Here is a 14,481-nt window from a genome sequence, read left to right as displayed (position 1 = left end):
ATTTATTCCTGGTAACTATCTACGGCATCAACGACGCCCTGGGTAAACTGTTCAACGGTATTGGGATCGAGCAAGCCCGCGACGGTTTGCTCCTCGGTAATCACTGCGCGGTTTTCAATTTCTATCCGCGCGCGATACTCCCAAGTTCGCGGCCCCAGCGGTTTGCAGTCGTTGAGCGGGTGGGTAATAAAGCGCAAGGTGTGGGGGATTAATCCCTGCGGGGTAAGCACATCGGCGCTAAACCAGGCGATGGCATCGCCCAGGGCGTGTACGACAAACCCCTCAAACAGCGCAGCCTGATTACCGTGGCAGCGCCAGCTTGCAGACAGCTCTGTGGGCACGCGGGAAAAGCGGCGGCGCTGACGGGCACGACCGCTGGCCATGGTGGTGCGGATGCGGTTATCCCCCTTTTTTAGCGCATACCCGTCCAGCAGCGGCGCCGGCAGCTCCGCTGGGTATTGAATTAACGCCATGATTAAAATCCGTTGCGGGAAAGGTTGTAGGTGGACTCGTTAATATTGGCTGCGGCGCCACCTTCGCGGACATTCGCTACGTAAATATTTATTACGTCCTCCTCAGTCAAACCTTGCAAGCGCTCTACCTGTCCGGCTTTGGAGGCATCCTCGATCAGGTTGACGGTGATATTTCCCTGCAGACCGCCCCCTCTTAAAGCTTTGGTTAGATCGGTGTTTTGATTGGGAGATAAAACCCGCTCGCCTTTATCCAGCAGATAGGTGGATTCTTTCGGTACATAGTCGAGACCGCCGTGGGCGATGCCAGCTATGGCGGTTCCTGCAATAATCCCAGCTGAGGCATAGCCCATTCCCTTAACAAAAGCTGCGTAAGGAGCGCCAGCAACAGGACCCAAGCCAATGGGTGGCATCGACAATGAGGCAATTGATGCCGATTCAGCATTCATAATCGTTTGCGCAACGGCGACAGCTTTTTGGGCGAGAAAAGCCGCTTTATAAATTGCCGACTGTTCGCCAGTACCTTTCCTGGTGAGGTCCGTCATTTGCCCCATCAGATTTTGAGCACCATAAAGTACAAACTGATTTAAGCCCGCCTCACTTTGGCGGCGTATTTCTGCCTGCTGCTCTTGGATAGAGGTAAGCTTGTCAAACAGCGCCTGCTCTGCGGCAATTTGTTGTTGATGGGCCAGCTCTCGCCGCAACTGTTCCTCCGCCAGCGCAGCCTGTTCACGCTGCCTTTTTTCCTCTCGCCGTGCAGCCTCTTCTGCGAGCGCCGCTTGATAGCGCTCTCTCTCCCGTTGACTGTACTCTTCCTGCAACTGCTCGATAGAATCAAAACCGCGCTTGGTAAGCTCTTCCTCTGCAATCTGCAACGTGGCTATTTGCTGCAGTCGCTGTTCATGGTCGAGTTGAATCTTGCCGCGCCGGTCGGCCAGAAACTCATCAAGCTGGGAAAGCTGCTGGGCTCCAGACTCTTGCTCGGCCTGAAGCCTTGCCATCGCAGCCGAACGCTCACTTGCTTCCCGCTCCAATGCCGCCTTGAACTCTGCTTCAGTCTCCTCCCGAAGCCGCGCTTTATTCGACTTTCCAAGATTTTCCAAGCCGGCATCAGCCTCTTTCAAGGCTTGATTGAGGGTATCAATCTGGTCGTTCAGTTCACGCACCCGAGAATCGTCGTTTCCGAGTGCGACCTGATAACCAAACCGCGAGCCCTCTTTGGTGCCGCCATCCCGCAGCAGGTCCCGTTGTTTAATGAGCTTATTAATTTCTTTTTGCAGACCGTCTCGCTCAACCAAGACCTTTTGCTCGCGGTTGATACGTTGTGCATCAGTCAGCTTTTTCCAGCTACTAGTAAGCTCATTGATCTTGCCTGTCAGCGTTTCAGCATGCGCTTCTGCGGTGGGTTGCGACGCGTTCCAGGCAACCAGAGAGGCCACCGCCACGGTGATCACTCCAACCGGCCCGCCGAGAAAGGCAAATGCAGACTTAAGTCCCGCAGCGGCCATCGTCGCTGTGCGCGTCGCAATAGTCGTGCGGCCGACCACCTGCCCAAACGCATTGGTCTGGACGGTAGCCTTGTACGTTTCCGCATTCAGCAGCGCCAGCTGTGCTACGCGAGGGCCAATTGCGCCCGCAAAGCGGCCAGCCATTAATACAGTCAGCGCCGTAAACGCGGTTCCCAACCCCTCGGCCAATTCATGGGAATTATCGAGCACCCCTGTGAGGCCTTGTATAGCGCGCGTAGCTACACCGGTGGAGCCTGAAGTTCGGCTGAATTCCTCAAGAAATTCCTGCCAAGACTGAGCGAGTGAATCCACTGCGCCCGTCAACCCACCGGCCTCAGCGGAGCCGGCACCGCCCACCTGCTGGGCCAACTTGGCGAGAATATAGCGTTGCGCCTCAGCTACGCGGCCGCTTTCCTGCATGGTTCTAATCTGTTCTTTTTCCACCTCAGTGAACGAAACACCAGAACGCTTGAGCGCAGTTAATCCCGTTGCGGGATCTTCCAACGCCTTACCCAATTGCAGTGCCGCACTCTTGGCATCGCCCCCCATCACTGCGGCAAGGTCTTGCGACAGCACAATGGCATTATCAAAGACATCGGCCTGCACTGACTTGAATGTCAGCAGCACGCCCTGCGCATCGCGAATGCCGGAAATACTGGCCAAAGTTGCGCGGGCAACAGACCTCGCCTGCTCATCCAACTGCTGTGCTGTGCGGCCACTGGCATTACCCGTAGCCCTGAGCAAGCCCTCAATCTTAAGCTGGCCCCGCTCCATTTCTTCGCCGGCGCGGATACTCTGATAAAACGTAGCGACAACACCGGCCACACCCGCCCCAAAAAGGGCCCAACTCGTGGCACCACTGGCCAGCAAACCATTGAGAGCACCGACTCGACCGGAAATACCGCCCAAAGGCCCATCAATGGCAGCGACACCCTGTGCAGCCCCTCGCATGGAGCGGCCGAACATATCACCCGCTGCACTGGTGGACTTCAGTTCTCGGGTTAGCTTTTTATTGCGTGCAGTAGCTTGGTCCATCTCCCGCTTATATTGCGTGGAGCGCAGCTCCAGGTTGGCCACCATCGTGGCCATGGAAGTTTGTTTTGCCATTGCTCAACTCATGGAGTTCCAGATTGCGATTTGCTGTTGCACGGTTTTGGGTTTGTGCAACTGAGGCAGGTATTGAGAGACTTTGCCTCCCAGGGTGCCGGCAGCGATATGGGCGAGCTGCCACTGCTGGACTTCGGTCTGTAAGGGCCGCTCGGCGTGGAATTCATACCAGTGGTCCAACTCGGTAGAACTCATGGAGCGCAACATATTGAAATAGTCGGGACGATTAAAATCCCGCGCGAGTTGCCGGGCAAAGTAGAAACCCGGCACTAGCCTTTTTTTTCGGTTTCCTCGCTTTCTGTTTCGCTATCCGCCTCTTCAGTTTGGACATCGACAAACAGCCCGGATAGCTTAGCCGCAGGGACATAGAGCACATCGATCAATTTAGGCGTAACACCGCGAATCAACCGCTGATGAATATCTTCCAGTGAATCCTGACAGTCCGGCTTCATCCAGATAGCATAGGCAACCAGCAGCAGTTTCTTACTCACCTCCCCCATACGAAAAGCCCAAAGCTGGCCAAAGGTCTCCAGCTGAGTTTCCGGCAACTCTTCATCTTGGGGCAGTGGAATATCTTCAGTAGTTTTTTGCAGATACTCACAGCGGTGGTAGGCACTCAGCTCAAAAAGCTCGACTTCTTGCTGACCGAAAGACACGGTTTCAGATTCTAAAATAGGCGCAGCTACAAAACTCATGGTTAGCTACCTGCGGTTACGGAGGGTTTACCGGAAATCTTAAACTTCACGGTGCGGGTGATCTTGTCATCCTTGGGTACCGCCTTACCCCAGCCGGTAATATGGCCGGTGAATTCCACGGTAGTGCCTTCTGGGTATTCAACCTTGTAATGCTTATTGGTATCGGAGTCGTAATCTGAACGCAGTGCCTGCTGGCCGCTGTCACTCTCTTTCCAGATCAAAGTAATGGAAACCTCACCGGCATCGCGCAAGCCGGAGGGGTCGTAGTCCATATAGCCGCTGGTGCCATCCATCGGGGTCATGTCGACAGAACCGCGGGACTCTTCACCGGGTTCAAGATCCAACATGCCCGCCACCGGGGAATAGGAGCTGCCATCATCACTGCGATAAAACTTGGTTTTGTAACCTTGTGCCATAGTTATGATCTCATTGGGTTGAGTAATTAAAAGTCTGTGGGTTCACTGGAATACTGGGCGCTGTAAGTAAGACGCACTTCGCCCAGGGGGTGATCTTGATCCAGGGCAAATTGCGTTTGGTTCAGCAGGAATAAGTCACAGGTGCCCTCAAGAGAGTCATCTTGCAGGACGCTCTCAATATCGGCCGCTGCGTGATCCAGCTCGACATAAATATCTCCGCTGCTCTTCACTACTGCGGCAATAGTGAGATCCAATTGCCGGCTGGTGCCGCCGTCCATTTGGTGGACGATCGGTTCATTCGCAAAGCCCACCACAATCGCCGGTAGTTTTTCTGGGCAGATGCTCTCTGTGGTACCGGCCGGGGGGAAGGTGTAGCCGGATAGGTTTTTTAACTTGCTTAGTACGGCATCGCGGATGGTGATGCGTTGGGTCATTGGGATTGCTCCAGGAATTTCGGGCATAAAAAAACCCGCTGATGCGGGTTTAGGATCTTACTTAATCAAACTTTTAACTTTGTGAATCACTTATTTTGAGTACCTCAACCAGGAAATCTCTTACCAAACCCATAGATTCAAGCACATAATGACGTTCAATCATTATGACGTCTTCTCCTTCAAAATAGAGGCCATCAGTATTTTCTAACTTGGATACTCTTTCTGGCTTAAGCAACTCAGTATTACCCTCAGTGTGAGCCAAACTATTTCTTAAGATTTGAAAATTAACAATCTTACTCCACAACCGCCCTAAATCACCATTGCCGAAATTAGCCGCTTCAAAGTTATTAGAAAGAAATTGTTTACATCGCACTATCCCTTTATCTCTCGAGCTGACTTGCCCGAACTCCTCATCCTTTTGCCGACAAATAACCGTCATAGAATTTTCAAGAAATGCATACAACCCCAAAATCGCACCCACCCTATGCACTCTAAAGAAAAAGTGGTCGAGTTCTCGTATATCATCTGATAAAAGCTCTTTCACCCTTTCCATTTCTGGATCGTCGTAAACCTCCCTATATCTATCGCACATAGTGTCATATTCAGATTTATGAATATTTTCAACCTTCAAGAAAGCGTCTTTCAACACTGAGATTCGCTTATCTATTAGATTGGCATTAACAGGGTGAAGCTGGAGACTATAGGGGGCCGGCTTAAAAGAAAATTCGTTCATATGCTACCTATGACGTTTAGCAACTATTTAGAAATTACAACAACCTCATTGTTGCCAACCTATCACAGAGACTGTATTAAAATCTAACAAACCTACCATATGAAAAAGGCGGCAGCTGCTGAACACCCAAAGGAGAGTGAGAATTGGGCGAGCGCTATTTCCTTGCGGTTAAAAGCTAGGCGTGCCAAATTGCAGGCACAAAAAAACCGCGAGGCTGTCGGGTGCGGTAACCGCTGAGAATGTTCTAGTTCTCTCAGTGTCCACCAACCCGCACGGAGCTGTCAAGCCCTCAGCCTGGGGTCAGGCTACCCCTATCCCAATCTCCAGTTAATCACTCCAAATATATGGTTTTCTATACAGCCCGCTGCCGCAGGCAATAAAAAACCCCACCAGCGGTGACTAGTAGGGTTTTTTATTGCTACTCAGGGGTTAGTAGCGGTTAACGCTAAGCTAAATGGACCGAAAAGCCGCTAGGCGTTTTGTGCCCATTTTGAGCGCCTTGTTATATTTTTAAATCGCAGTTAGGAAACCTCTAACTCGTATTTTTTGTTAACCTCTGCAACTACCTGAGCTAGAACTCCAAACATACTATCTGGACCACTCCAATCATAACCACTCAACCTAGTTCCACCTTCTGGAACTCCAAATACCTTCATACCTTCTTCATAAGAAGGGTGATTCTGAAGCTCTTCATTTATAGCATCAATGAATTCTGATTCATTAACCATGATTTTTGACATACACAACTCCTTCTGCTGAAAAATGCAGTTAATCGATTTGTCTTCGTAGATCTAATATTGCCAGCATGACAGTTTGAAGCTCTGCATAGTCAACGGACTTGGAAAGGTCTTCATCAGACATCTTTAAGATCCTAGAAGCTAAATCGTTAACGTTAATCTCTAGTTTCTTATCATCACTTTTATAATCCAAGCTATCTCCTTATCTTTGGACTGGGTAAAATAAACGTCGCGCCCTGGGGCAATCCGAAGCATAGCGTAGGTTTGGCCCTAGCAGCAATTTGTTATCTGAATACTTTTTTTCCAAACTGATCGTGATCATAGCTGAACGCCTCAAATAATTTTGAGTTTGCCGCTTTATCCGGGTTTTTCCTTATGTATTCATCAAAACTAGCTTTATGTTTTTCTGGTATTTGGTCGTATGCATCTGATACTGCCTGGGCCTTCTCAACAATGTAATTGATAAAACCATCAGGCCACCAATATTCTCTTGGGCTAATCTTTCCGTGTTTAATGGCTATTCTGCTAGATCTCATCTTTTTCAGATCACTTGCTTTAACTATTCCCAAAATAATGAAACTGGGGAGTTTTGTGTATATGTATAAATCTTTTGAGTTGCCAATAATATCCATCGCCATTGTACGCAAAAAATATCTATTGATATTTGGTGGCAACCCTGTTTCTGTTGTAGACTCAATTCGTTCTAGCGGAAATACATGTTGCTCATACTGGTATAAGTTCGATTCCTCGCCCAGCAAAAATTTCTGCAAGTGTTGCTCAGCAACATCGAGAGATTTGTTGTACTCGTCAGATTTTTTCTCGGCTTCATTCTTACTACGTATATATGTAAGAGTTCGCCAAGACAACGAGGCACATAGCCTTGACATCCATTCACCATAATTTGCTACAGATTCACCTTTATCTGCAAATGGATAAAAAACCTTGTTTGCAAACTCTCGTTCCCAGTCTGAAAACAGCTCTTCACAATCTCCACAAAGCCAATACTCTTTCGCGATATCCTGAGCACGCTTATGAACTTCGTTACCTTCCCGAAGGTAGCCAGTAACACCTGTTTTCTTTACCCATTTTCCAATGAACTTTGGAATGAAATGACTTTCTTTTAACGCCGATTCAGATTGGCAAAGCCGACATACTCCTTGCATCCCAACCTCCTAGTTCAGATAACATTTATATAGTGGTCATCATGACCACTATTATTTTGACTACTATTTCTGATACAAATTTACGCCAATACACCATCTTCTTCTACTGAATCACTTGAATACGATCACTTGGCACTACCGAACCACTTAGGTAAATAATCGACCTACCCATCCACCAACACCCGCCAAACCACCCCATCATCCGCCAACCGCTTGCGCACCGTATAGGCCACACCACCCAGCGTAATCACTGCCTCTGAGTTGTAAGTACCCACCTCACTCACCAGCAGGCTCAGCTCAATGCGCGCTACCCGCAAACGATCATCCTCCTCAAACTCGTCGATCTCCTGATCAAAGATCACCTTGCAATCAATAGGCTCAGCGCCGCTACCATCGGTATAGGTAGCGGCCTTGCCCCATTTGCGAAACGCGCGTTCTGCGGCTCTTTGGTCCAGGTCCATGAGTCACCTAGGCCTTAACAGTGCCCGGTACGCCGGTAAACTTGACGGCAAAACTGGTAACGCCATTCCCGGCAGCCTCTGCTGCGAAGGCGGTGGAGCCGGTGATATCGCCAGTGGCTGCGGTGGCGGCGTTATCATCGAATGAGCTGGAGGCAACCACCCAGGTGAGGGTTTCGCCCTGATTGATCTCTGCGGCGGATACCTTGGGCACGGTGAATACGCCATCAATGGCAATCACACCGGATGCGCCCACGGCGATATCGTCCATCGCGACACCCAGGACGGCACCTGCGATTACCACCTGGCCAGAGGTAATCGCTGCGCTGGTGTTGTTGGTGAAATCGAGCATACGCCCATCTTGTACAAAATTCGTAGCCATAATCTTTCTCTCAGTGGGTAAAGCTGTAGAAATAACAAAGGCCGCGTAGTGCGGCCCTTTCCGATTTAATTTCAGTTGGAATTGAGATTAGGTTTTGGGTGTTTTCACCATGCCTTTTGCATCCCAGGCTTTGGCGGCGGCATCCAGGCGGACCTTGAATTCGACCCCATCAACACTCCAACCATTTTGCTCTTCTAACACCGGGGCTTGCTGGCCATCCAGATAGAGCACTTCGATGGTGTCGTGCGCTACCGGGTCGGCATTGAGGTACCAGCCGTTGTGTCCGCTAAGGCGCGCATCAGAGAGCACTTCGGCAATATTGCGCACGCTGTTTGGAGTGGTGTTGTTTTTAGTGGATTCGCCCACTTCGAATTCGGATTCCAGGGCAACCTTTGCGCTGCCCTCGTCGGCAATATCACAGAGCAGGAACTTGGGCCGGATATTGAGCACTGCGCTGCCATCCTTTTGCTTGCCCATCTTCACCCGTGCAGCATCAATGCTGGCCGTATTGATTAGAGCGGCGCTGGCTAGGTTGCCATGATCTGCATGGAACAGGGCTTTTCCATCTGCCATTTTGGGATTGTTGAGCAAGATGCTGAATACCAGATCCCCCACGGTGCGCACGGCGGCGAGGCCCATCTTTTGCGGGATTCGGGTAAATGCGCCCAGGTCGTCATTAATGATTGCCTGGCGGTTAATGGAGAAGAGTTCGCCGTAAGTAGCCAGTGCAGCAGTTTCGGCACGCTCGCCAATTTCCACATATTTAAATTCTGCTCCGGGTGCCACTTGGCGCAGTGAGGGGAAGCTGCCCAGGTCTGTGCGGGTTGTTAGTTTAAAGTCACTGAGGTTGCCGACACTGGTAAAGCGCGGGAAGATTTCCTGTGCTTCTTCATAACCTTTGAGCATGGATTTATTGGCGATATTGCCGAGCACCGTTGCGAAGTCACCCGAGCTATGGGTAAAGGCTGCGGCAACCACACCCATTCTATCCAGTCCGGACAGGCTTTGGCCGTGGGCCTGCATCAGAATCCGGGCAATTTCCATCATGCTGTAGCCGCTGAGTTCATTGCCCTCCGTGCGTTTTTCACCGAGGGCACGTACAGCAATCGCATTTTCCGCATCGGCTTTCATGCGCTTAATGCCTTCGCCCTCTTGCACCACCACGCTGTAGCTTTGCACGGGGGTTGGGGTTTGGCTGCCGAGGGCTTCAAGCAGTTTGTCTTTGGCTTTATCGGCGGTGCAGTCCATATCATTGAGACATTCCTGCATCACAACACTGTGCGCTTCGAAGCCTTTGAATACGGCCGTGATATCGTCTTTGCGCTTTTTCTCATCGGCGGCAAATTGCGCTTTGGCATCAGCGGCAATCTGCGCTTTCATTTCTGGAGTAACCTCGGGCGCAGCGGTTGCAGCTGGCGTGGTGGAGGTGGTTTTAGGCATGGCTTGCGCTTCCTTGGTTTGGGTTTGGGTTGGATTGCCTGCAACCGCAGACGGGAATCTAAATTCAGTGGTCCCCTGCATGACCAATGCATTAATGGCTTGAGGGGTGTTTTTAAATTGATTTAAGTGATCAGCACTGAAGCTGGCGGCCATCTCGATGGCTGCGGTGGTATCGGTGGCGAAGCCGGCCTCTACCGCTTCTGTGCCGGTATACCAAGTCTCGTCATCCATCACCTGGCTGATGTCCTCATCCGACATTCCGGAGCGGGAGGAATACAGGCTTTTCATGGTGGCTTTAACTTTGGCCAGCAGGCTCTTGGTTTTTTCCAGGGCATGCTCGTCACCGCGAACACCGGCACTGGGGTTGTGCACCATGTAATAGGCATTCTCGGCGATATGGACCGTATCCCCGGCCAGGGCGATCACGCTGCCCATACTGGCTGCGATGCCTTCAATCCAGGTTTCTACTTCGGCTTTATGGTCTTTAAGCAGGTTGTAAATGGCGGTGCCGTCGAACACATCACCGCCGGGGCAGTTGATATGCAGATTGATCTTGCTGACATCACCAAGGGCTTTGAGGTCTCGGGCAAAGTCTTTTGCAGTCATATCCCAGTAGCCGATGTAATCGTACAAATAGATATCGGCTTCACTGGTATTGGCGGCAGCGGTCATGCTGTACCAGGATTTATTCGGCATGGCTGCCTCCTATTCAGATTCAGTTTCTTGCGCGGGTACGGCTTCGCGTTTGGTTGGGGTGGTAATGTCGTTTTGTTTGAGCTTCCGCTGCCAGGCAGCAGTTTGCTTAATTACATCGTCCGGCTTTTTGCCTCGGCGGCGGATGGTCTGCTGTGGGCTGGCCAGTACATTTTCCAGCAGGGTTTCATCGGCACTGGCTTCATGGATCGGATTAATCCAGGGCATCACCGGGGTAATAAAATCGACATGCATTAATGTGGATGGATCGACATCACTCGGCACTTTGAAGGCATCCGCCAGTAAACCCATTTGCACCCAACGGCGGGTGGCTGGCTCTACAATTTCCTCACAGAATTCCAGGCTAAGGGTTTCGTAGTTTCCCCACTGCTCCACCAGTTCCTGGCGTTGCGAACTATAACTACCGTTGTAGTTTTTGCTGATGCTGCTAAAGCTGGCCATGGTGCCGGCGGCAGCCATGCGGTGCATGGTTTCCAAAAAGGGCGTTAGCAGACCACTGGGGCGATTACTTTGAATGGTGCCGACAGATTCTCCAGGGCGTAAATCGTCATAGATGGCGCCGGCACGGATATCGAGAGTGCGGTTTCCTTCATCATCCCAACTACCATCATGCTCGTACTCAGTAGGGCTGCCCTTTTGAATAAAGCCCACCATGGCTGATGCAATCTTGGCTGCGACACGCTCGTTTTCTTCATAGTCTTTAATATCAGTAAGGCGATTCATTACCGCTGCAAAGATGGAAACCCCTCGGGTCTGGTGCAGCCTGCGTACAAATTTCAGGTGCTCGATATTTTCAGCGCTGTGAAACCTGCGCTTCATTCGCCAGTTAAATGAGGCTCCGGGGTGTTCGTCGTACAACCAAAAGCCCGCAGGCTCACCCCAAGCGGATTTTTGAATGCCTTGCACAATGCGCTTGCTGGGATCGTTGTAATCCACCGGCAGGAAGTCCGGTTCCAGGCATTCGATGGAATAAGGCACGGAAGTGCGGTGCTTTAATCCAGGCACTGTGCCCTGCAAGTGCCGCATTAAAGTTTCACCATCGCGCAGCCAGGTATTGCACAAAAGCCGCTGGGCTTTTCCCCAGCTGAATTGCCGGGTGCATTCCGGGCGCCGCGCCCATTCCTTGTGGGCGTCATTCATTTGGCTGGCGAGGCCGTCATGGATATCGCCATCCCAGGTTTTAGGCTGGAATTCCACATCGATGCCCCGTGGGCCAACAATGTTGTTTACCAGGGTTGTAAGGATGCCAAAGGCAAAATCGTGGTTTTGCTCCAGGTGCCTTGCCTGGCCGCGCAGGGTTTCCACACTGCCTTCAACCACCAGGTCGCCGCTGCGGTTATCACCGGGGTTTTTGCGCAGGCGACTGGGGCGCGCAGCTTCATAGGCGGCGGCAATCTCCAGGGCGCGCCGGGCTTGTACGCGGCGCAGGGCAGCCTCGGGTGCAAAAAACCCGATGACAGAATCTAATTTATTCATTAGCAAAAATTCGCGTAGGCGGGCCCAGGGCGTTTGCCGGCGGCCTTTAAGGTTTCAGCAGTTGCGCGGCGCTCCCACTCCTGACGGCCCGCGCGGATTTCCTGCAGGTTCTCGGCGGTAAATTGGCGGCCGTTAATGACCGTGGTTTTTCCGGCGAGCACGTCTATCTCGGCCTCAATATAGAGGTCGACCATTTCTTGAGGCGTTTTAGACATTTAACTATCCAGTAGAGAGCCGGCTGGCTGCGCGGGCTGCCTTGGTTTTTTAACGATGGGCTGTTCGGGTGTTTGTTGAGGTTCGCTAAATAGCGTGCGCTGGCCCAGGCGCGATTCGATGGTGGACCATTTTTTCTCGTTGTATTTGTGCATGCCCATGGCGTGGGCGGCGTGCAGGGCGTAGACCTCGGTATCGGTGCCTTCATTGGGCCGGCCTGGGCGTGGCTGCCAGGTTTCCCGGCCTTTATTTTTCTTGCTGGGGGCTTTGACTTCAGCAGTCACCTGCTCCCAGTAATCCTGCCGCACATGCTTGCAGCTGTGCATATAGGCACTGGTGCCGAGCAGCCGCTTGGCCATCAGGTCTTTGGCTTTGTGGGTGCCAACCATATATACCTTTACCCCAAAGCGGTCTGCCTTGGTGCGGCGCTTGGGGTTGTTAAAATCCACCTGCCGGGGCTGGTTGAATATTTCCTTGGTGCCGAAGTCGTTGCTGTCACCTTTAATCGCCATCACCAGCACGCCGCGATATTTTTTATCGCGGGTTCGTACCCAGTGATACACCGCGTTACTGGTGCCGCCATCGGAGGAGTCGATACTTACCGCCGCTGCGCGAATTTCGCCGAAGCGCTCGTGCTCAAAACTTTGGAACACCAGCTTATCCAGAGCTGACCAGCAATCATCTTTTTTATCGGCGGTATCGCCATCGATCTCGCCCCAGTACATCTGCCAGGATTCTTCATTGCGGCCAAAGGCGCGAATGGTGATTGCGAGGCGGTCGTGCTGAACATCGATGCCGACCGTTACCAGCAAGCCACCGGCAGGGCACACTAATTCCGGGTAATCCTCGGCAGCCTCTTGCAGCTTTTCATGGTCCAGCAAGCGGCTGGCGGCGTACTGGTAGGGCCGGCCCAGTTTGTTGTTCTGAAAAACAATGCGGGCAGATTCATCGCCGCTTTTCGCTTCGTGTTCCGCTTCGAGAAAATCCCGCACTACATCGGCAAGGCCAGTGCCGGGGATACATACATAAAGCTCCGATAGCTCCATAAAGGTTTCTATCGGTTCGATCTCATCTTGCCCAAAGTCTTCACCGCATTGGGTCTTTACCCAGCCGGCAAAGTCATCGCCATTTTCCAGAGCGGTTTTGCAGGTCTGCAAAATATTGGCCTGACGGCGGTAGTCATCCCATTCACTGCCACAGTGCGGGCAGCCATACACTGCGCTTTCTGGCTGGTGCAGACCGAATACCGGGTGCGGTGTGCCGCCCTCTTTCTCCAGCCAGCTGACGTTTTCCCAATCCAACACATGAGACTCACCGCAGTCGTGGCAGGTAATCGGTAACACACGCATGGTGCCGAGTTTGGTGTAGTGCTCTACCTGGGAGAGATCCGCAACCGCCGGGGTGCCACCGATAATTAATTTCTTGTTGCGCATGCGCTTGAGGCGTTCGCGCAGGTGGCGAATGGAATCGCCCTGATCACCGACATCTTTGTTGGTATCGTCAGGCTCCTCCACATAGCCCCGACGGGCTGAAGTAGATTTCACATTGGAAATTGAGTTGGAGCCAATGGTGCGCACCTCACCACCGGGAAATTTCTTTCGCGTTGAGCGGCTGCCGCCTTTGCGGCTGGTGGTGACATCGATCACCCGGTTCACTGCTGGTGAGCCTTCGATAATCGGTACCAGCTTTTCATCCATAAACAGCCGGCCTTTTTCATCCTTGGGGAACAGCATCAGGATGCGGGCTGGCTCAGTAGCGGCAACCTTGCAGATATCGGTGGCCAGTAAAACCGTCCAGCCGATCTGCGCGGCTTTCTGCATCACCACCATCCAGGACACCGGGCTATCCAGCGCGTGCATTACGCCCCAGAAATAAGGCACATAATCGTTGCGGTAATAACCGGCGTTATCACTATCCTCTGACGGCAGTTTGATATTTTCCGGCAACCACTCAATCAGCGGGACTTTAGGCTGCGGTATCCAGGTTTCCCGCACCTCCTTCACTAGGCGCGAGAGATTCGATCTCGTAACTACCAATAGCTCTGAGGGCAGCGTCAATACTAGGCTGTAAGGGTTCTCGATCGACGGTAATGGCATGCTGACTTTCGATAGCAATAAGGATGCTTTCTACCGCTCCTAAAAATTCATTCTTACCAATGGTGGACCACTCCACCATCACCTTACGTACAGACTCAACATCAACTATTAATTGATCCTCTCGGTATAATTCGCGTCTAATTTTCTCCGCGCTCATCCTAGCCTTATCCGCATCAGCTAAGTCTTTCTGATTACGAGCTTCATTAGCCTGACGGCCAGCAGCTTCAGTACGCAGCCGCTCACAATAAACTTGCAGCCACACGCTGTAAGTAGAGCCTTGCGGCAACACCCCAGCCTGCACATGCTTAGCAATTGCCGGTTGAGAAGTTCCCACCAGCCGAGCGAACCCCGACTGAGTGGCCTGATCATTAAGTGATGGGTTGTCAGCCAAGGTATAACCCCCTAGGAAATTTCAGATAGCTGTTAAAAAAACGGGGTC

The 14,481-nt window shown here is 51.8% G+C and carries 16 protein-coding genes; all 16 read right to left on the bottom strand.

The window, feature by feature from the left end:
* Positions 1-2 precede the first annotated feature (2 nt).
* The 16 genes from ACJJIQ_RS05160 to ACJJIQ_RS05085 all read right to left on the bottom strand — a co-directional run bounded on the left by ACJJIQ_RS05160 (position 3) and on the right by ACJJIQ_RS05085 (position 14,433).
* A complete protein-coding gene (locus tag ACJJIQ_RS05160; RefSeq protein ID WP_445363917.1) occupies positions 3-473 on the bottom strand; it encodes a hypothetical protein in 471 nt (156 codons plus the stop codon).
* 2 nt (positions 474-475) lie between these two features.
* A complete protein-coding gene (locus tag ACJJIQ_RS05155) occupies positions 476-3,085 on the bottom strand; it encodes a hypothetical protein (RefSeq protein ID WP_445363916.1) in 2,610 nt (869 codons plus the stop codon).
* Positions 3,086-3,088: 3 nt separating this feature from the next.
* On the bottom strand, positions 3,089-3,355 hold the full coding sequence (locus ACJJIQ_RS05150) for a hypothetical protein (protein ID WP_445363341.1): 267 nt from the start codon (positions 3,353-3,355) through the stop codon (positions 3,089-3,091).
* Positions 3,355-3,780, bottom strand: coding sequence for a phage minor tail protein domain-containing protein (locus ACJJIQ_RS05145; RefSeq protein WP_445363340.1), 426 nt, complete (start codon positions 3,778-3,780; stop codon positions 3,355-3,357). Before ACJJIQ_RS05145 ends, ACJJIQ_RS05150 begins: the two co-directional genes overlap by 1 nt.
* 2 nt (positions 3,781-3,782) lie before the next feature.
* Positions 3,783-4,196: a phage tail tube protein gene (locus ACJJIQ_RS05140; protein ID WP_445363339.1), complete on the bottom strand. Its 414-nt coding sequence runs from the start codon at positions 4,194-4,196 to the stop codon at positions 3,783-3,785.
* A gap of 26 nt (positions 4,197-4,222) precedes the next feature.
* A complete protein-coding gene (gene gpU, locus ACJJIQ_RS05135) occupies positions 4,223-4,630 on the bottom strand; it encodes a phage tail terminator protein (RefSeq protein ID WP_445363915.1) in 408 nt (135 codons plus the stop codon).
* Positions 4,631-4,703: 73 nt separating this feature from the next.
* On the bottom strand, positions 4,704-5,363 hold the full coding sequence (locus ACJJIQ_RS05130; protein WP_445363914.1) for a hypothetical protein: 660 nt from the start codon (positions 5,361-5,363) through the stop codon (positions 4,704-4,706).
* A gap of 521 nt (positions 5,364-5,884) precedes the next feature.
* On the bottom strand, positions 5,885-6,103 hold the full coding sequence (locus ACJJIQ_RS05125; protein ID WP_445363913.1) for a hypothetical protein: 219 nt from the start codon (positions 6,101-6,103) through the stop codon (positions 5,885-5,887).
* Positions 6,104-6,384: 281 nt separating this feature from the next.
* A complete protein-coding gene (locus tag ACJJIQ_RS05120) occupies positions 6,385-7,263 on the bottom strand; it encodes a hypothetical protein (protein ID WP_445363912.1) in 879 nt (292 codons plus the stop codon).
* Between the two features lie 164 nt (positions 7,264-7,427).
* The gene (locus tag ACJJIQ_RS05115; RefSeq protein WP_445363911.1) at positions 7,428-7,724 is read right to left on the bottom strand and encodes a head-tail joining protein; all 297 of its coding nucleotides are present in this window, start codon (positions 7,722-7,724) and stop codon (positions 7,428-7,430) included.
* 7 nt (positions 7,725-7,731) lie between these two features.
* Positions 7,732-8,103 carry a capsid cement protein gene (locus ACJJIQ_RS05110; RefSeq protein ID WP_445363910.1) on the bottom strand — a complete coding sequence of 124 codons (372 nt, stop codon included), beginning with the start codon at positions 8,101-8,103 and terminating at the stop codon, positions 7,732-7,734.
* A gap of 87 nt (positions 8,104-8,190) precedes the next feature.
* Entirely contained in the window at positions 8,191-10,239 is a 2,049-nt protein-coding gene (locus ACJJIQ_RS05105) for a ClpP-like prohead protease/major capsid protein fusion protein (RefSeq protein ID WP_445363909.1), read from the bottom strand.
* A 9-nt stretch (positions 10,240-10,248) separates the two neighbouring features.
* Positions 10,249-11,733, bottom strand: coding sequence for a phage portal protein (locus ACJJIQ_RS05100; RefSeq protein WP_445363326.1), 1,485 nt, complete (start codon positions 11,731-11,733; stop codon positions 10,249-10,251).
* On the bottom strand, positions 11,733-11,948 hold the full coding sequence (locus ACJJIQ_RS05095; RefSeq protein ID WP_445363325.1) for a DUF6148 family protein: 216 nt from the start codon (positions 11,946-11,948) through the stop codon (positions 11,733-11,735). The genes ACJJIQ_RS05100 and ACJJIQ_RS05095 overlap by 1 nt, the downstream gene beginning before the upstream one ends.
* Positions 11,949-13,940, bottom strand: coding sequence for a terminase gpA endonuclease subunit (locus ACJJIQ_RS05090; protein ID WP_445363908.1), 1,992 nt, complete (start codon positions 13,938-13,940; stop codon positions 11,949-11,951).
* On the bottom strand, positions 13,912-14,433 hold the full coding sequence (locus ACJJIQ_RS05085; RefSeq protein WP_444919103.1) for a hypothetical protein: 522 nt from the start codon (positions 14,431-14,433) through the stop codon (positions 13,912-13,914). Before ACJJIQ_RS05085 ends, ACJJIQ_RS05090 begins: the two co-directional genes overlap by 29 nt.
* Between the last annotated feature and the right edge of the window lie 48 nt (positions 14,434-14,481).

Source organism: Microbulbifer maximicatervae (SeqCode), from assembly GCF_052468295.1.
Note: the sequence above shows the minus strand (reverse complement) of the source record. Positions and strands in the feature narration are given on the sequence as shown.